The organism is Vibrio sp. 397 (assembly GCF_033339395.1).
GTDB lineage: Bacteria > Pseudomonadota > Gammaproteobacteria > Enterobacterales > Vibrionaceae > Vibrio > Vibrio alginolyticus.
The window spans coordinates 1-19,682 of record NZ_JAWOUN010000030.1 but is presented as its reverse complement, the minus strand read 5'-3'; the positions used below and the strand labels follow the sequence as shown (position 1 = coordinate 19,682).

16 protein-coding genes are annotated in these 19,682 nt (G+C 42.9%); 1 reads left to right on the top strand and 15 read right to left on the bottom strand.

Annotation, left to right across the window (positions count from 1 at the left end):
- Positions 1-74 precede the first annotated feature (74 nt).
- The 6 genes from R7P36_RS23915 to guaB all read right to left on the bottom strand — a co-directional run bounded on the left by R7P36_RS23915 (position 75) and on the right by guaB (position 7,746).
- Entirely contained in the window at positions 75-1,793 is a 1,719-nt protein-coding gene (locus tag R7P36_RS23915; RefSeq protein WP_031430523.1) for a DUF2326 domain-containing protein, read from the bottom strand.
- Entirely contained in the window at positions 1,784-2,008 is a 225-nt protein-coding gene (locus tag R7P36_RS23910; protein WP_000926259.1) for an ABC-three component system middle component 6, read from the bottom strand. Before R7P36_RS23910 ends, R7P36_RS23915 begins: the two co-directional genes overlap by 10 nt.
- Positions 1,995-2,966 (bottom strand): ABC-three component system protein, encoded by a 972-nt coding sequence (locus R7P36_RS23905; protein ID WP_031430519.1) that lies wholly within the window; start codon positions 2,964-2,966, stop codon positions 1,995-1,997. The genes R7P36_RS23910 and R7P36_RS23905 overlap by 14 nt, the downstream gene beginning before the upstream one ends.
- 147 nt (positions 2,967-3,113) lie before the next feature.
- Positions 3,114-4,319, bottom strand: coding sequence for a tyrosine-type recombinase/integrase (locus R7P36_RS23900; protein WP_031430517.1), 1,206 nt, complete (start codon positions 4,317-4,319; stop codon positions 3,114-3,116).
- 307 nt (positions 4,320-4,626) lie between these two features.
- Positions 4,627-6,180 carry a glutamine-hydrolyzing GMP synthase gene (guaA, locus tag R7P36_RS23895; RefSeq protein ID WP_005383721.1) on the bottom strand — a complete coding sequence of 518 codons (1,554 nt, stop codon included), beginning with the start codon at positions 6,178-6,180 and terminating at the stop codon, positions 4,627-4,629.
- Positions 6,181-6,279: 99 nt separating this feature from the next.
- The gene (gene guaB, locus R7P36_RS23890; RefSeq protein ID WP_017633908.1) at positions 6,280-7,746 is read right to left on the bottom strand and encodes an IMP dehydrogenase; all 1,467 of its coding nucleotides are present in this window, start codon (positions 7,744-7,746) and stop codon (positions 6,280-6,282) included.
- Between the two features lie 231 nt (positions 7,747-7,977).
- Here guaB and xseA point away from each other — a divergent pair, with 231 nt between their 5' ends.
- On the top strand, positions 7,978-9,309 hold the full coding sequence (gene xseA, locus R7P36_RS23885; RefSeq protein WP_017633909.1) for an exodeoxyribonuclease VII large subunit: 1,332 nt from the start codon (positions 7,978-7,980) through the stop codon (positions 9,307-9,309).
- A gap of 13 nt (positions 9,310-9,322) precedes the next feature.
- Here xseA and R7P36_RS23880 read toward each other — a convergent pair whose 3' ends face one another.
- From R7P36_RS23880 to R7P36_RS23840, 9 genes are all read right to left on the bottom strand, one after another.
- A complete protein-coding gene (locus R7P36_RS23880; RefSeq protein WP_005381691.1) occupies positions 9,323-9,547 on the bottom strand; it encodes a zinc ribbon domain-containing protein in 225 nt (74 codons plus the stop codon).
- A gap of 309 nt (positions 9,548-9,856) precedes the next feature.
- A complete protein-coding gene (locus tag R7P36_RS23875; protein WP_213900121.1) occupies positions 9,857-10,732 on the bottom strand; it encodes an alanyl-tRNA editing protein in 876 nt (291 codons plus the stop codon).
- 59 nt (positions 10,733-10,791) lie between these two features.
- Positions 10,792-12,288, bottom strand: coding sequence for a ribosome biogenesis GTPase Der (gene der / locus R7P36_RS23870; protein WP_005381694.1), 1,497 nt, complete (start codon positions 12,286-12,288; stop codon positions 10,792-10,794).
- A 167-nt stretch (positions 12,289-12,455) separates the two neighbouring features.
- Positions 12,456-13,616 carry an outer membrane protein assembly factor BamB gene (bamB, locus tag R7P36_RS23865; RefSeq protein ID WP_005381696.1) on the bottom strand — a complete coding sequence of 387 codons (1,161 nt, stop codon included), beginning with the start codon at positions 13,614-13,616 and terminating at the stop codon, positions 12,456-12,458.
- A 12-nt stretch (positions 13,617-13,628) separates the two neighbouring features.
- On the bottom strand, positions 13,629-14,243 hold the full coding sequence (locus tag R7P36_RS23860; protein ID WP_005381697.1) for a YfgM family protein: 615 nt from the start codon (positions 14,241-14,243) through the stop codon (positions 13,629-13,631).
- 126 nt (positions 14,244-14,369) lie between these two features.
- Positions 14,370-15,638, bottom strand: coding sequence for a histidine--tRNA ligase (gene hisS / locus R7P36_RS23855; protein WP_005381698.1), 1,269 nt, complete (start codon positions 15,636-15,638; stop codon positions 14,370-14,372).
- Between the two features lie 26 nt (positions 15,639-15,664).
- Positions 15,665-16,783 carry a flavodoxin-dependent (E)-4-hydroxy-3-methylbut-2-enyl-diphosphate synthase gene (gene ispG, locus R7P36_RS23850; RefSeq protein ID WP_005381699.1) on the bottom strand — a complete coding sequence of 373 codons (1,119 nt, stop codon included), beginning with the start codon at positions 16,781-16,783 and terminating at the stop codon, positions 15,665-15,667.
- 6 nt (positions 16,784-16,789) lie between these two features.
- Positions 16,790-17,740, bottom strand: coding sequence for a cytoskeleton protein RodZ (gene rodZ, locus R7P36_RS23845; protein ID WP_213900120.1), 951 nt, complete (start codon positions 17,738-17,740; stop codon positions 16,790-16,792).
- Between the two features lie 435 nt (positions 17,741-18,175).
- Positions 18,176-19,303, bottom strand: a complete 1,128-nt coding sequence (locus R7P36_RS23840) for a bifunctional tRNA (adenosine(37)-C2)-methyltransferase TrmG/ribosomal RNA large subunit methyltransferase RlmN (protein ID WP_017633913.1) — start codon at positions 19,301-19,303, stop codon at positions 18,176-18,178.
- Positions 19,304-19,682: the final 379 nt, after the last annotated feature.

Sequence of the window (19,682 nt, the reverse complement as noted above, 5' to 3'; positions counted from 1 at the left end):
AATCTTAGAAGGTAAGGTTAGGATAAGATCATCGACTAACCTTATCCTTAGTAACTATATCAATCGTTAAAAACTTAATCTTCTAAATACTCAATTCTAAATAATTTATCACTCTCAGATAGTTTAACCACAAAATAATCTTCATTATTTAGAGAATCTGGCAATTTATCTTTCAAAATTGACGCAACAAATTGAACGTTATTTTTATCAACTAAATCAGCTATTTTTACTAGTTGATTATCATGCATTAGCTCTTTTTTATCATTTAATAAAAAATGCATACACGGTATATTTTCTTCATCTGCAAAAAGAGTATAAGCAATGTCAAAACAAGAAATTTCACCCTGTTTTTTTCCTGAGCTAAAATTAGTATTAAACGCAGAGAACTTGTATAATCTCTGACCTTTTTTATTTATTATTTTATCATATTTTAAAGCGTACTTTTCACCATAGAGATTCTGGGACGTGGCTGAAAAATGCTTATTAAATCTGTTAACCTGCTGTTTAACCACTGCCTCAAATTCATCAGAAAACAATTCATTATCTATATCACTTAATTGTGACTCATAATTTTGTATATTTTCTTCAACCTCTATCAATTGACTTATAATACTTTCAAACTCGCCTTTATCACGATACTTATCATTAAGTTTCGATATTAGCACTTCAAGATCCTCAAAGGAGGAACTTTTCGACACCAGTTCTGCTAAATCTTTTTCCACTTTCAAAAAATTATTTAATTCATGATTTTTTGACTTTATTTTACTTTCTATTATTGGAAGTTCTTTTGTAATATAAGAAATTCGTTCATTCACCATTTTATTATGGTAACTTACTAACTCACCGAAAGTCTTATTTAATTTACCTAAATTATTAGAAGCTTGATTATAGATTGATTCCAATTGAGATAAATCAATATAAGAAGCAGTAGAAGATAACTCTGATTTTGTTTCTTCTATTAAATCTTTCCTTAAATTAAGGTTACCCAAATCATTACTTACGCGGTTAATTTCATATCTAACTTTGTTTAGTTTATTAAGATCTCTTTCAAAGTTCTCGTTAATGTTTAATGAAGATTTTTTTCTATCTAACTCATCAATTTCAGTCTCAACAATAGCAAGCGCAGCTTCGTACGCTGATTTTGTTTGTACTTTTTCCAATCGATTTTTAAACACATTTTCTTGATGTATATCTTGAAGAATCTTCTGTTTAGAGCTTCCCTGAGAAAAATCACACCCTAATAAATACAGATATAAAGTTTCATATTCTGCATCACTAGTATAATTATCGAGTGTTTTTAATGTATTAGATACACTGAGATCACTATAGCGAATATTATGTGATATAATTTGACGAAATGTTGGTTTTTTCCCAACTTGGCTAGGAAAAAATATTTCCGTGAGTTTATCTTCAAATTCGCTCTCGGTATATTTAATCCCATCTATTTTTCTTATAATTTTACTTCTAGCGAGAAAATTCCTTTCTATAACAACTGTTCTTGAGTTCTCATCGTCTAAATTTTCTGATAAATAGAGAAATATTGATACATTATTATCCACTAGGTAGCCTTTGACTAGTGAATAGATCTCTTTTTTATTCTCAGGGTCTTCATATATGATTTTTGGCTTGGCTCCAAGACAAAAATCAATCAACTTCAATACGGTAGTTTTTCCGACACTATTACCAGTTACCTGACCATCACTCTCATCAACAACAAGATTTAACCCCTTATGGAAAGGTATCTCACGAATAATATGAGATGGAGTGGCTATAATAATTTTTTTTATAAACATAATTCAACGTCACCCGAGTTTAAAACCGCCACATCAATCAAATATAACCAATCTAGACATAATATAAACAATGGAAATGATATAGTTTTTACTTCTCTTACTTTTTCATAAAGCTCTAATAACTCTACTTTCTTATATTCTTGAAGAATTTTAAGAACAATAGCTCCGTTGTAATAAACACTATTATCTGGATGAATATTATCAGGAAGCAGCATAACTATATCCTTCCGGGTTATCCATTATTTTACATCTAACAAATGCATCTACAACTAGTATATCTATACATAACTCAAGTTCATCTATAGGAATCTCACTGTAATTAGCACTTTCAATAACTTTATTCTTTAGCACTTCAATGACATTAAAGAATATTTCATCTGAATCAGAAGCTCCTTTCTTAGACTTAATATACTCTCTCTTAATTGTCGCCAAAACAGAACTACTTTTGTTACTACCTTGACTATCAAAAACAGAATATTTAGAATCAACTCTCCCATGGAACAGGCTATATTCTTCTATCAAATCTTTAGCGCTATCTAATTCATTATGAGATATTTTTCTTTCTATTTCAAACTGTTTGACAGTAGACTCACCCACATTACCATGCCAATTTTCTTTTGCTAGAATATTTATAATAATAGCAAGATTAGAGTCTAACTTCGCAACATCAACACCATTGCCTAACTCACCTTTAATGAAACTATAAACAGACATTTGTCCAGCTATATCTTTTTGTAAAATCTCATTCAATATTGATGTTATATCAATAATATCTCGTGATGGTGAAAAAGAAATTCCATGTGGATTTTTAAATTTACTCTTCCTTAAATTTGACGCATCTTTTGATATTGAAATAAACTTAAATTTATAACTTAAGTAATTTTTTATTATTTCTTTTTCTAAAGCAGACTCGACTTTGTTTTTTGTGCAAGTAGAAGACACTTGGATAATTATTTTGTTTTTATGATCAATTAAGTCAATAGCTTCAACATTCTGTAAAACCTTATTGAGGTTTTCAAGTTCATAACCGTATAATAAATTCAAAAGATGTAAGTAGAAGCTTTCTGAGTGCATATGCAAATGCAACATATTTAGCTTACCGTTGGTTTCGATTCTGTAAGCTAAGGTATGAATTTTTTCATCAATATAGTTATAATATGCTGTTCTATTCATTTATTTTTCTAGCCGAAGTCTGTTTTAAGAACATATGCGTTTAAACAATGGTTAAGTTATAAAAACTTAGTACTCAATATAACAGTTTTCACCTTGAATTTATACGGCAAAGTAACTCATCTTAGCAAAGAGTAAGTGACATACAAATCAATGAGATAAATATGTTTTCATTGTCCACTCATCAATCATATCTGCCCAGTCCTGTAGCATTGATGCACGTTGCTCTCGATATTCAGCTTTGTTGTAAACTGCCCTCACCCCTTTCTGTTCGTGCGCCAGGCATTTTTCTATCCAATCCGTGTTGTATCCAGCTTCATGCAGCAGTGTACTCGCTGTTCTACGTAGGTCATGCGGTCCAAACTTACTTAAGGACTGACCATCTTTCTGAGCAGCTTTATACGTCAATGCCAATACTCGATTCATCGTTGCACTACTCATTGGGGCATCTGAGTCATAACGGGAAGGAAGAATGTAATCAGATCCACCGGCAAATGTCTTCAAGGCGATCAAAATATCCATCACCTGGCGTGACAAAAACACCAGATGCGGGTTACGTCGTTTCATCCTTTCTTTAGGGATTGTCCACAACGCTTCGCTAAAGTTAATTTCACTCCAAGTTGCATTGGTTAACTCGCTTTTACGTACCATAGTCAGCAAAAGCAACTTTACCGCAGCACGAATCGAAGGCGTGGTTCCTACCTTTTCCATATAGCGGTACATCAAACCGATCTCAGCAGGTGTTAATGTTCGGTCTCTTGGCTCAAACCGAGCGATACTTGCAGGCCTCACCAAATCTGCCGGGTTCTCAACTTTCTGCCCTCTCTCAATTGCCCACCGATACACCTGGAGTACAATATCACGCGTGTGTACAGCCGTTGCGGGCGCGCCACGCTCTACTATCGCATCAGTCAGTGCTCGCAGATCTTCATGGGTGATTTCGGTCAGCTTCTGATTGCCAAATTTGCCCTCTAACTCTCGTGCATAGACTGAGCGACGCATATCCCGGGTAGATTCGGCCATCTGATAGCCACGCAGCCATTTCTGAGCCCAGGCACCAAAGGTTTCAGCATCTTTCGTTCTCGCCTTAGCACGTGCTTTCTCTTTGGCCGGTGACTTTCCATCAGTAACCATTCGCTTCGCTTCATTGAGACGCTCACGCGCTTCAGCTAACGTGATGCCTCCTACTCCGTAACGACCAAAGGTAATAGTTTCTTGTCTGCCATTGATCGAGTAGTTGTAGCGAAAAGAGATAGAGCCTGCGGTAGTGACAGCAACATAGAGGCCATCACGGTCATTGACTTTGTAAAGTTTATCTTTGGGTTTGAGATTGCGTAGCTTGGTATCAGTCAGCATGTTTCGACCTTTTATTCTTGTTTGATACCATGCTGAAAAACCTCTAAAAAAATAGAGATTAATATTTATAAAACAGATAGATATGTAAATTTAATACCATGTCCCATCAAAAACACTCAGCATGGTATCGGGCGTAATCCATGGCATTACCGATGAATCATACCCATCAAAATACCACGGTCAAACCGTGCTTGGCGTTGCCAGACATTGCCAAAAATGACTAAGCCAAAAGCAAAAAAAGTCCGCAATTACGCGGACTTAAGTATGATTTGGTGCCTGTTAATGCCAGACCTTTCTTAAAGGAGCATTATTCCCACTCGATAGTCGCTGGTGGCTTACCTGAAATGTCGTAAACAACACGAGAAATGCCATCAACTTCGTTGATAATACGGTTAGAAACCTTACCTAGGAAGTCGTATGGTAGGTGTGCCCAATGAGCAGTCATGAAGTCGATAGTTTCTACCGCACGTAGAGACACAACCCAATCGTACTTACGGCCATCGCCCATTACACCAACAGAACGAACTGGTAGGAATACCGTGAACGCTTGAGATACTTTGTCATATAGGTCTGCAGCGTGAAGCTCTTCAATAAAGATAGCATCAGCACGGCGTAGCAAGTCGCAGTACTCTTTCTTGATTTCACCAAGAACACGAACACCTAGACCAGGACCTGGGAATGGGTGGCGGTAAAGCATGTTATAAGGCAGGCCTAGCTCTAGACCAATCTTACGTACTTCATCTTTGAACAACTCACGTAGTGGCTCAACAAGACCCATTTCCATGTCATCTGGAAGACCGCCCACGTTGTGGTGCGATTTGATCACGTGCGCTTTACCAGTCTTAGATGCAGCTGACTCGATTACATCAGGGTAAATCGTACCTTGAGCTAGCCATTTCGCGTTTTTCAGCTTCTTAGACTCTTCATCGAATACATCTACGAATACGTGACCGATAGTCTTACGCTTCTCTTCTGGGTCAGACTTGCCTTCAAGTGCTTTTAGGAAGCGTTCTTCAGCGTCAACTTTGATGATGTTCAAACCAAATTGGTCGCCGAACATATCCATTACTTGTTGACCTTCGTTTAGACGCAGTAGACCGTTATCAACAAATACACACGTTAGCTTGTCGCCGATTGCACGGTGAACCAGCATCGCAACTACCGATGAATCAACACCACCAGATAGACCTAGGATAACTTCGTCGTCACCCACTTGCTCTTTAATGCGAGCAACCGCGTCTTCGATGATAGATTCCGAAGTCCATAGACGCTCACAGCCACATACGCCAAGAACAAAGTTCTCAAGCATTTGTAGGCCACCTTTTGTGTGTGTCACTTCTGGGTGGAACTGAACACCGTAGTATTTCTTCTCTTCGTTCGCCATCGCAGCGTAAGGACAAGTGTCTGTCTCACCAACTTTTACGAAATCGGCTGGGATCTCTACTACTTTGTCGCCATGGCTCATCCAAACGTCTTGAGTTGCTTCAAGGTCTTTAAATAGAGCACATTCACCAGAAACTTTAACCTGAGCGTAGCCAAACTCACGTTCGTTAGAGCCCGCTACTTTGCCTCCTAACTGTTCCGCCATGGTTTGCATGCCGTAACATACGCCAAGCAAAGGAACACCAGAATCAAACACATATTGAGGCGCGCGTGGAGAGTTCTCTTCCGTTACGCTTTCTGGACCGCCAGATAGGATAATGCCATCTGGGTTGAATTCGCGAATATCCGCTTCTTCTACATCCCAGCTCCATAGTTCACAGTAAACGCCGATTTCACGTACGCGGCGTGCTACTAATTGAGTGTACTGAGAACCGAAGTCCAAGATCAGAATACGTTGGTCATGGATATTTTTAGTCATTTTGAGCAGTCTTTTTAAGGCTAAGTGATTAAAACCGAGGCGAGTGTACTCGCCTCTTCTTAATGCTTCAAGGAAAAAGCAAACGTTTCCGTTAGGTAATTAGTTCCCTAGACGGTAGTTCGGCGCTTCCTTAGTAATTTGAACATCGTGTACATGAGACTCTTGCATACCTGCACCAGAGATACGTACAAATTCAGCTTTCGTACGCATATCTTCGATAGTTGCAGAACCAGTTAGACCCATGCTTGAACGTAGACCACCCATTTGTTGGTGTACGATCTCTTTTAGACGGCCTTTGTATGCGATACGACCTTCAATGCCTTCTGGTACTAGCTTGTCCGCTGCGTTGTCAGACTGGAAGTAACGGTCAGAAGAACCTTGAGACATAGCACCAAGAGAACCCATGCCGCGGTAAGACTTGTAAGAACGGCCATTGTATAGAATCACTTCACCCGGCGCTTCTTCAGTACCAGCAAACATAGAACCAACCATCACACATGATGCGCCAGCTACGATTGCTTTACAGATATCACCTGAGAAACGGATACCACCGTCAGCAATAACCGGAATACCATAATCATTAGCCACTTCTGCCGCATCTGCGATTGCAGTGATTTGTGGAACTCCCACACCCGTTACAATACGAGTTGTACAGATAGAACCAGGGCCGATACCAACTTTCACTGCGCTTACGCCAGCTTCGATTAGTGCTTTAGCACCAGCACCTGTTGCTACGTTACCACCGATGATGTCTAGATCTGGGTAAGCAGCGCGAGTTTCGCGGATGCGGTTTAGTACACCTTCAGAATGTCCGTGTGAAGAGTCGATAAGTAGAATGTCAACGCCTGCTTCAACTAGAGCAGCAACACGCTCTTCGTTACCAGCGCCAGCACCAACGGCTGCGCCAACACGTAGGCGACCACGCTCATCTTTACATGCGTTTGGTTTACGTTCTGCTTTGTGGAAGTCTTTCGCAGTAATCATACCGGTTAGTTGGAACTCATCATTCACAACCAATACTTTCTCTACACGAGCTTCGTGCATTTTCTCTTGCACTTCTTCTCGTGTTGCACCTTCTTTAACTGCTGCCAACTTCTCTTTTGGCGTCATTACTGAAGATACTTTCTTAGAAAGGTCCGTCACAAAACGAACGTCACGACCAGTGATAATACCAACAAGCTCATTGCTCTCAGTGACAACAGGGAAACCTGCAAAACCATGCTTTTCAGTGAGTGCAACAACATCAGCGATGGTCGCGTCAGGGTTTACAGTAACCGCGTCAGTTACCATACCAGCTTCGAACTTCTTAACTTTACGAACTTCGGCTGCCTGCTGCTCAATAGACATGTTCTTGTGGATAAAGCCAATGCCACCCTCTTGCGCTAGCGCAATTGCTAGACGAGCTTCAGTAACAGTGTCCATAGACGCTGAAATCATTGGGATGTTTAGGGTGATGTTCTTAGTTAGCTGAGTGCGAAGATCAGCTGTGTTTGGGAGAACGGTGGAGTGTGCTGGCACAAGTAGTACGTCATCGAATGTCAGCGCTTCTTTGGCAATTCTTAGCATTTGCAATATCTCACAATTAGAGGAGTAAAAAGAACAATCCAATCTCATCGTTTCGCATAATGAGGGTAACCTGCGTTAGCAACAAGCTACATTTGGATTAGATATTGCGGAGGGATTATACGGTTAACGCAATCGCTTGACCACAAATTTTTTAATTTTTTTCTTGCAATTACCCCCTTGCTATGTATTATATTGCCGCTAATTTCCATACTCACGTCTAAGAGATTAGCTGTGCTCTCCAAGACCAATCAAAACATCTTTACTGTTTCTCGTCTCAACGCAGAAGTTCGTTTACTCCTTGAAAACGAAATGGGGATCGTTTGGCTCGTCGGAGAGATATCCAACTTTTCAGCTCCTGTCTCTGGTCACTGGTACCTCACTCTTAAAGACTCTCGCGCTCAAGTTAAATGTGCCATGTTTCGTGGTAACAATCGCCGCGTTACTTTCAAGCCCGCTAACGGTAATCAAGTCCTAGTAAAAGCTCGTCTTTCTCTTTATGAGCCTCGCGGTGACTACCAATTGATCATCGAAAGCATGCAACCGGAAGGTGACGGCCGACTTCAGCAAGAGTTTGAAGAGCTGAAAATGAAGCTTGCAGCAGAAGGGTTGTTCGCGCAAATCAATAAGCAATCTTTGCCTGAGCACCCTAAACGTGTTGGCGTCATCACATCGAAAACTGGTGCCGCGCTTTACGATATCTTAGACGTATTGAAACGTCGTGATCCTTCCCTACCTGTTGTGATTTATCCGACAGTGGTACAAGGTGAGGACGCAGCCATTCAAATTGCACAAGCCATTGGTCGCGCTAACAGCCGTGATGAATGTGATGTACTAATTGTGGGCCGAGGTGGTGGTTCATTAGAAGACTTATGGTGCTTTAACAACGAGATATTAGCTCGCACGATTGCAGCAAGCCAAATTCCTATTATTAGCGCCGTTGGACATGAAGTTGACGTGACAATAGCTGATTTTGTCGCCGACGTACGCGCGCCTACTCCATCAGCAGCCGCTGAGCTAGTAAGCCGTGATAACAGCCACAAAGATCAAGCTTTAGTTACCCGCCAGCATAAGTTAGCGAGCGCGATGCGTTACTACCTAGCACAACAAAAGCAGCAATCTGCTCAATTAGTGCACCGTCTAGAGAGACAGCACCCAAGCTATCGCTTGCAACGTCAGACGCAACAGTTAGATGAGTTGGACATGCGCTTACAGCGAGCGATGAGTCGTTTTATTGCCTTGCGTCAACAGCGAATCGAGCGTCAACATTATCGGCTGCAATTAAATTCTCCTGTAACACGCCTTGCCGAGCAGAAGTCGAAGCTAGAACGTGTTGAGCAAAAGCTCATGGATGCAATGGATCGCAAATTACTGACTATGCGCCATCAACTCGCGATTGCCGCAGAAAAGTTGGACACCGTCAGCCCACTAGCGACATTGAAACGAGGTTACTCAATTACTCAAACTGAGCAAGGTAAAGTAATTACGCAATCTTCAGATGTAAAGTCGGGAGATGTATTGATTACCCGGTTAGCCGAAGGTGACGTTCGTTCTACCGTTAACTGAATACAAACTCTGGTTAACTGACTTTCTGGAACTCAAATCGGACACGTGATTTTGATTTGAGTTCATTACACACATTACAAAAGTAACTCGCAGCACCGCATGCTTGCAGCTTCTCCAGCTCCGCCTCACAATCAGGGCAAAAACCTACCTTTTTAAAATCCGATTCACACTGTGCACAATGGTATTGTCCTGTCCATTCCAGTTCGACATTGCAAGTCGGGCAAATGTTCTGCTGCATATCCCGTTCCTCTCTCTAAACTAAGCAATTTCGAGTAACGCATGCTACTCAAAATAACGAACAAGTATGTTGATCTTCATCACCTCCCTAACAAGTTTCACGAGGCGATAACCATACTTGATACGTAGGATCTTATACTGATCGTCTGATATTTACTCCTTGATCAGCGATCACCCCTTAAAAGAATATTTATATAACCACACACCGAAAGCATAAGTTACATATTCTGCATTCCAATTTAAGGCAGAATAAAAAACCTTATAGCAATTTAATTAAACGTAAAATTAGAATTTAATAAAAAGATCTTATTCAGAAAGCAGTGTTTACATTGGTGTGCATTTCGATAGTTTGAGCGTCGAGCTTAACGAGTTTAACTTGGATAAAAGCAAACTCATTTAAATGGCTCGCATGCGTTCCACCACAAGGGATTACCGCTAATTGACCTTCCCCTAAATCGCACTTCCAATAGCGAGAATCCGTTAATCTATCGCCGTGGCATTCCATGGTGATCATCGCACCTCTTTGAAGCCATTCAACCAGTTGGCCATTCACTTTTTCTGCAATCGCCTGGAGGTCATTCAGCATATCTGCACTGTTTAATCCTCTTTTACGGAGTGTTTTGCCTAAACGGTACGTATCGAGGCACTTGTCTGGAGTAACATAACTCGTAACTTGTGCATAGCTATTAAAGTCATAATAACCATGTGGGTCTTTGCGGTCTGCGTCTTTTCGCCAATAGTCTTCCGCTAGTACTTTATTCAACGCCAAATACGCTAAGTGTCCTGCAGTGTGGCCTCGACTCAAAGCGCGTTGGTAATCCTTATCTACCGCCAATGTCACCAAATCATCAGTAACAAGTGATTCCGTACGTGATAAAACATGCACGACGACAAACACCCAACCTTCAGCATCACGCTTTACAGGGATGTCACTACCCACATACAGAGCACCACTTTCCTGCTCCACTGCCCCAACTTGGCAATCTACTACGTCATGCTCAGCCCCATTCACCTTCAACGTTCCTTTGTCTGCAGGGTGATCCGGCCATATGTGACTAACGGGATGGAACGGCGTGACATCTGTAATAACGTAAGTCACTTCTTCCGTATATTGAACGAGCTGTATTTGTGCTTCTAATTGCCATGTTTGATGACAAAAACGAGTCTTTGTTGCTGTGATAGTCATTTTTACGATTACTTTTGATAAAAAAATACCCAAGTAGAAACTTGGGTATTCGAATTTCATTATTTATTGCGGTTTTTCACCATCGACATCATACGCTTACGTTTACGCTCTTGTGATAGCGTAAGCTTATTCGTACGGTTCTCGTATGGGTTATCACTGTTGTGGAAGTTAATGCGAATCGGTGTTCCCATAATTTCCAGAGACTTACGGAAGTAGTTCATCAGATAACGTTTATACGAATCTGGCAATTCACGAACCATGTTACCGTGGATAACAACGATCGGTGGGTTGTAACCACCTGCGTGTGCGTATTTGAGTTTGATACGACGACCACGAACCATTGGCGGTTGGTGATCATCCACAGCCATCTTCATGATACGCGTCAGTACTGACGTACCCACACGCGTTGTCGCCGAGTTATATGCTTCTTGGATAGATTCAAACAAGTGACCAACGCCAGTACCGTGCAGCGCAGAGATAAAGTGGATACGCGCGAAGTCGACGAATCCTAGACGGCGGTCCAGTTCTTTCTTCACGCTTTCTTTCACGTCACTGTCTAGACCATCCCACTTGTTAACGGCGATGACAATTGAGCGGCCAGCATTCAGTGCAAAACCAAGCAAGCTTAGGTCTTGGTCTGAAATATTTTCACGAGCATCAATCACCAGTAGAACGACGTTTGCATCTTCTACCGCTTTCAGCGTCTTAACAACAGAGAACTTTTCAACCGTTTCATTGATACGACCACGACGACGAACACCTGCGGTGTCAATTAGTACGTATTCGCGTCCATCACGCTCCATCGGGATGTAGATAGAATCGCGCGTTGTACCAGGCATATCGTATACAACCACACGTTCTTCACCCAGAATACGGTTAGTCAGTGTCGATTTGCCTACGTTAGGACGACCGATGATCGCCAACTTAATCGGCTGCTCTTGAAGGCGTTTGAATTCAGCTTCTGCGTCTTCTTCAGTGTAATCTTCAACAAGAGGCTCTTCGTCTTCGAATCCAGTCAGGTCTTCAATCTCACCGTCTTCAGACTCACTTGTTAGTAGATCATCAAAGAATGGAGATAAAGCACGCTCAAGCAAAGCGGTCACACCACGGCCATGAGCGGCCGCAATCTGGTACATATCATCCACGCCGAGCTGCCAAAAGTCAGCACACGCCGCATCGGCATCAATACCATCGATTTTGTTTACTACCAGCATCGCTGGCTTTTCAATTTTACGCAGATGAGCAGCAATTGCTTCATCTGAAGGTGTCAGACCAGCACGACCGTCAACAAGGAACAATACAACATCAGCCTCATCAATCGCGGCTAATGACTGTTCTGCCATCTTTGTTTCCACGCCTTCTTCTGTGCCATCGATACCACCAGTATCAATCACAATGAATTCGTGCTCTTCACCAAGTCTCGCCTGGCCATATTTACGGTCTCGCGTTAGGCCTGGAAAGTCCGCAACCAACGCGTCACGAGTGCGAGTCAATCGGTTAAATAGTGTAGATTTACCTACGTTCGGACGCCCTACTAGAGCTACAACAGGTACCATAACAACCTCTACAATAATCTTTCTTCTGTAGTTATAGGTAACGACTTGCTCGATGCCAAATCAAACCAGCTTTTTACCTATAACCACGTCAGGGTTAATAAATTCAAACAACAAAACGGCTCCTAGCTGTCACCAGCCAGGAGCCGAATGTGAATTATATCACGATATTATTCGTTAATGGTTAGTTTCTTTACATCGCCGTTGCGAGTTGTAATCACATAACCATCCGACAATAACGTCGGGCCAACAGCCAAGCCGCTATCATCGACAAACTGCTGCGCAACAAATTCGCCCGTTGAACGATCCATCCAGTGAAGGTAACCAAGCGTGTCACCGACAACGAGATAATTGCCAACAATAACTGGCGCTGTAAGTTGTCGGTGCTCAAGCAAGCTGTTTTCCCACAACTCAGTCCCGCTTCGTGAATCAACGGCAACAACATGATCTTTTTCCGTTATCACAAAGATGCGACTACCATCTGTAGAAATGTCTGTCGCAGATGAGTAATTACGCTTCCAAATCGGGTTCGCTGAACGCAAGTCAATGGCGATAAGTTGACCATTGTATCCAATGGTGAAAAGAGTACCGCCTAGCACAATTGGCGATGAATCAACGTCAACCAAACGATCAATTTCTGTCGCGCCTTTTGGCGTACCAACAGGCTGTTGCCAAATCAACTGACCACGCTCAACGATAGCAGCTGCGAGTCGGCCATTTGCCGTTCCCCAAAATACACCGCCGCCAATTGCAGTCGGAGTACTGTCGCCACGTAAAGTTAAGTTCGGCACTTCTGTGCTCAATGCCCAGCGTTGCTCACCTGTACTCTCATTAAGGGCAATCAACATGCCTCGGCTAGTATTGATGATAATAAGGCCTGAATCTGCAACTGGCTTCGCCAGTACCTCACCACCAACTTTTACACGCCAAACAATTTCACCTGTTTCTTGGTCAAGAGAGATGACTTCACCATTCTCAGAACCAATGTAAAGGTTTCCGTATGCCGCTGTGATACCACCAGAGAGACGAGCAATGACATCTTCTTCTAGGTCCGTTTGCCAACGTTGTTTACCATTCTCAGGATCCAGCGCTTTTACTAAGCCATCACGACTTGCCACGAACAATGTATCATTCGCAAATACAGGGGATAGTTTTGAAAAGTAATGACCAACACCATCGCCAACCGATGTGCTCCACTCACTACTGGTTGTAAACTGACTGTCTACCTGAGGTAGTGGCGCCATTACAATGGTGTCTTTCTCACCTGCACAACCGGCAAGTACTCCCATTGTTAACGCCCCTAGCAAGGCTTTCTTAAAGACTCTTTTCATCCAATGCGGTCCTTATTTCGCCAGATCGTCCAATTTCATTTGTAGTGTCGGGCTTGCATCTGCCGCTTGCTGAGCTTCAGTATACGCAGCGTACGCAGCATCTTTGTCACCTTGGCGAATCGCAATATCGCCACGAAGTTCAGCAATACGACCTGTCCATGCTGTATCAGTGACGTTACTTAGCTCTGCCGTTGCAGCGTCGAAGTTACCCATTTCCGTCTCAATACGCGCAATGCGGTAACTAATCAATGGTAACAACGCAGCATCTTGAGTGTTGCTTTGCGCCCACTTCAGTTGCTCCAATGCAGCAGAAAGGTCTTGAGCTTCAACTTGTGCTTTAGCAAGTTGTAGCGCAGCCAATACTGAATATTCTTTTACTTCATTTGACTCAATGAAAGCTTTCACGTCAGCTTGAGCATCAGTGCCTTTGTCTTGCAAAGCATTCATTGCTGTCGTGTAGCTTTGAGAAGCTGCTTCACTCGCCTGAATCACAGAATCCTGGTAGTAACGCCAGCCGAATAGACCACCTAAACCAACAACCGCACCGATGATGACGGCTTTGCCGTTTTCCTTCCACCAGTCTTTAATGGCTTCAACTTGTTGTTCTTCAGTATCGTAAAGTTCCACTTCCTGTCCTCTTAAAACATGTAAATGGCAGCTTAGCTGCCATTGTTCCTATTTCGTTTAAAGGCTCCACATTTGGGAGCCTTAGCTTACGAACTAGGATGTAATTTTGTTAGATTACTAAAAGACTTAAATCAGTGCTGCGATCTTTTCTGCAACTTCTGCTTGGTTGTAAGTCTCTTGCTCACCACCAGCCAAGTCTTTCAGTACTACGGTATTATCCGCAACTTCGTTTTCACCCAGAACTAATGCTACAACAGCACCAACTTTGTCTGCGCGTTTAAACTGTTTCTTGAAGTTACCGCCACCGAAGTGATTCATCACACGAACGCCTGGAACAGACTCGCGAAGCTGTTCTGCTAGCTTCATTCCTGCCATCATGGTGCCTTCACCCGCTGTGACTACGTACACGTCAACACTGCGACGAACGTCTGTCAGTTCCAACGTTTCTAGCATCAGTACTAGACGCTCTAGGCCCATTGCAAAGCCAACCGCTGGTGTTGGTTTACCACCTAATTGCTCTACAAGGCCATCGTAACGACCACCACCACATACAGTGCCTTGAGCACCTAGGCTCTCAGTGATCCACTCAAATACCGTGCGATTGTAGTAATCCAGACCACGAACTAGACGTTCGTTAACTGTGTATTTGATACCTGCGGCGTCTAAAAGTTCACATAGACCTGCGAAGTGTGCTTTAGATTCTTCACCCAAGTAATCTGAAAGGCGAGGCGCATCACCTAAAATAGCTTGAACGTCTGGGTTCTTCGTATCCAGAACACGCAATGGGTTCGTGTGCATGCGACGCTTACAATCTTCGTCTAGCACATCAATATGTTGCTCAAGGAATGCAACCAGTGCAGTACGGTAGTCTGCGCGGTCTTCTTGAGAACCGATAGAGTTCAGCTCAAGACGGACATGTTCATTGATACCTAGCTCACGCCATAAACGCGCCGTCATCATGATAAGCTCTGCATCAACATCTGGACCATTTAGACCAAACACCTCAACACCACACTGGTGGAATTGACGGTAACGACCTTTCTGCGGACGTTCATGGCGGAACATAGGTCCCATGTACCACAGACGCTGTTCATCACGGTTGATCAGGCTGTTTTGGATACATGAACGTACACAACCCGCCGTACCTTCAGGGCGAAGTGTTAGGCTGTCGCCGTTACGGTCATCAAAGGTGTACATTTCTTTTGAAACGACGTCTGTTTCTTCACCAACAGCGCGGCTGAATAGGTTTGTTTCTTCAACGATTGGCATGCGCACTTCGTTATAACCGTATGCGCTAATTACATTTTTCACTGTGTTTTCTAATTTTTGCCACAGTGGCGACTGAGTTGGGAGGCAATCGTTCATGCCTCGAATTGCTTGAATTGTTTTTGCCACAATACTTACCGTAATTCTCGTTGAGATTAATCTTGTACTTTAACTTCGATGCGGTTTTCGCCATTCATCATAGCTGCTTTCGCACGGATCTTAGCTTCTAGCTTATTCACAAGGTCATCGTTATCAAAGCGCTCTTTCTGGCGTTTACCATCTTCGTAGAATGCGCTCTTCTTGTTACTACCTGCTAGACCTAAGTGAGAAACTTCTGCTTCACCAGGGCCGTTTACCACACAACCGATGATAGACACATCCATTGGCGTGATGATGTCTTCTAAACGTTGCTCCAGTGCATTCACCGTACCAATCACATCGAATTCTTGGCGTGAGCAGCTTGGGCACGCAATAAAGTTGATGCCTCGAGAGCGAATGCGCAGAGATTTAAGGATGTCGAAACCGACTTTGATTTCTTCAACTGGATCGGCAGCCAAAGAGATACGCAGCGTATCGCCTATCCCTTCAGATAACAGCATACCTAAGCCAACAGATGACTTAACAGCGCCAGCTCGAGCACCACCCGCCTCTGTGATACCTAAATGAAGAGGCTGATCGATTTTCTTCGCCAGCAGACGATATGAATCCACCGCAAGAAAAACGTCTGAAGCTTTCACGCTAACTTTAAATTGGTCAAAGTTAAGACGATCGAGATGATCTACGTGACGCATCGCCGATTCAACCAAGGCTTCTGGCGTTGGCTCACCGTATTTCATCTGTAGGTCTTTTTCCAAAGATCCACCATTGACACCAATACGGATCGGGATATTTTTATCGCGAGCGCAATCAACAACAGCGCGAATGCGCTCTTCATTGCCGATGTTACCTGGGTTGATACGTAAACAGTCAACTCCGTACTCCGCCACTTTCAGCGCGATACGATAGTCGAAATGAATATCAGCCACTAATGGTACAGAAACTTGCTGTTTAATCAGTTTGAAAGCTTCTGCTGCGTCCATCGTAGGTACAGAAACTCGAACGATATCTGCGCCGACTTTTTCTAGTGCTCGGATTTGAGCGACTGTCGCTTCTACGTCAGTCGTGCGAGTGTTAGTCATTGACTGTACTGCAATTGGCGCACCATCACCAATTGGCACATCACCCACATAAATACGCGTCGATTTACGACGAATAATTGGAGATTCGTGTTGCATAATTTTTTATAACGGTAGAGTGAATCTAGCTACTTTGCCTGAAGTATACCCAGAAAGGTCGACAGGTTCACTTGCAAATGTCATTGTAACCCCTTCCGGTGCGCCTAATATCACTTTAAATGGCGCTTTTCCGGTAAGTTCTACATCTTGTCCTGGCTTATGAGTACCACTTACCAGCGTTTTACCATTGGTGTCTTTTACTTGAATCCAACAGTCCGCTTTAAACTTCATAGTAAGAAGTGTCATGCCTTCAGGTACTACTGGCGCAGGCTGTTCCTCTTCCGCCGCTTCAATCACGGCAACAGGTTCTTCAGAATCTACGCTTGTTGTATTTTTAGTTTCAGTCAGCAAAGGATCCGCCCCTTGCTCAACGGGTGCTTCAGTCAATTCAGCAACACCTTCATTAGTTGAAGCAACTTCTTCAGGAGTGCTTGCGATTAACTCTTCAGCCGTCATCAAATCGATATCAGCTAATTCTTGAGCAGTGGGCTGCGGCGCTTCAACACTTGAATCCGTTACTTCCTTAGTTAGGCTATTCTCTTGTTGGTTTTGCCACCACCATGCAGCTGAAATGCCAATAATGACTAGCCCGATAACCCAAGTAAGGAGCATAATACGGCTATTGTGCTTCTCGTCTTTTGTTTTACGAGAGAAGCTTTGCATTTCAATTTCTTGCTCTTGAGGCTGAGCATCGGCAGTCTGCTCTAACGCCGTCAAAACCACCTTCTCATCAAGACCTACGAATTTAGCGTAAGAGCGTAAGTAACCACGCGTAAATGTCGCGACTTGTTGAGATTCAAATCGGTTATTTTCAATATCTTCAATCACAGAAATGCGAAGCCTCAGGCGGTCGGCAACTTGCTTTTGGCTCATTCCCAAGGATTCACGTTTGTTTTTCAGTAATGTGCCAGCTTCAATAGAGAGTGGCACTTCATTCGTATTTTCGTGTTCTGTCATAATGGCGGTATTTAATCTGTTTTAGTGGCTAACGTGGTCATGTATTTTCGTTATTGTTCTTAAGCCTCTTTAAAGATAGCTAGCCAAAACGCGTTAACCAAAAATAATAATTTTAAGAAACTCTCAGCGATCTGAGTGCGAATACCCGTTTTGCAAAAATCAGCAAAACGTATGTGAGAAAGTGCTGAGAATTATCGGTGTCATCGTTAGTGTTACATATCATGATAAGCGAATGCGCAACGAAGACAAAAACTCTTTACACTCAAACTAACAGATAGCTCAAGCTTTTGTCCAAACTTTGACAAAGGAATTCGAAATTATACCCAAATAACCTTAGGTTGAAGAGTGATAGTCCCAAATCTTGGCGAAAATGTCCTAAACAATAAACAAAATAGCCAGAGCGAATGGCTCTGGCTATTTTTGAATTCCGGTCGTTTATACAGCTTTCACTTCAATGGTATCGGCACCGCGTGACGCTTTCAGCATTGCCGTACGTTTAGTTCGGTCAATTACATCACCGACCAACTGACCACATGCGGCATCAATGTCATCACCACGTGTTTTACGAACCGTAACTGTGTGCTCGTATTGCATCAATGTTTTTTGGAAGCGATCAATACGTGAGTTACTTGGTTTCTTGTAAGGTGAACCTGGGTACGGGTTAAACGGAATCAAGTTAATCTTACATGGTGTGTCTTTCATCAATTCAGCCAGTTCACGAGCATGGTCCATGTCATCGTTCACATGATCAAGCAACACGTACTCGACTGTTACCTTGCCACGGTTTGCATTCGATGAAGCAATGTAACGACGAACGGATGCTAGGAAATCTTGAATATCCCAACGATCGTTAATTGGCATGATTTCACTACGCAGCTTATCGTTTGGCGCATGAAGAGAGATCGCTAACGCAACGTCGATTTTGCCCGTCATCTGATCAAGACCAGAAACGACACCTGATGTTGATACGGTTACGCGACGCTTCGACAAACCAAAGCCAAGGTCATCCAGCATTAACTCCAATGCAGGAATCAAGTTCTTCATATTAAGAAGCGGCTCACCCATGCCCATCATCACGACGTTCGTAATTGGGCGACGGCCTGTTTCTTTCTCAAGACCAATTTCACGTGCAGCACGCCACACCTGACCGATGATCTCTGAAACTTTCAAGTTACGGTTAAAGCCCTGCTGTGCTGTTGAGCAGAACTTACATTCCAATGCACAACCTACTTGAGAAGATACACAAAGCGTTGCGCGATCATCTTCTGGAATGTAAACCGTTTCTACATCCTGATCACCAACCTTCATTGCCCACTTGATCGTGCCGTCTGAAGAATGCTGAGCTTCTGCTACAGTTGGTGCTTTAATTTCACACTTGTGTAAAAGCTTTTCGCGCAGCTTCTTGTTGATGTTTGTCATTTTTTCGAAGTCATCTACACCGAAATGGTAGATCCACTTCATAACCTGATCGGCACGAAACGCTTTCTCGCCAAGTTCTTCCGCGAAAAACTGACGCATGCCTTTGCGATCAAAGTCGAGTAGATTGATTTTTTCAGTGGTCATGTTGCCTCTCAATGACTGAAACAAGAATAAGGGCGCGAATTGTACAGCCTTTATGCAGCTACAACAAGGGGTGTAAGACCCTGAGTTTGCTAAGGCATTAAAATAAAAACGATTAAATTTTAATCAGACTTTACGGTGAGAATAATGATTAGACAACCGACAACAAAAGCGTAGAAGTGGTACAGAGAAAACAGTGAGAACAAACACACGTAACTAAGCTTTCACCCCTGTAAGATGCTCAGATTAGCCAACATCTTCGCGAATAATTACGAATGAACTCGCAGGTGAAATGGAGAACGCGGAGTAAATTACCACCTTCTAAAGAAGGTGGCTTTGTGTGAGCCCCCTAAAAGGGGGCCTTTGTTTAGTCCAGCGCCAA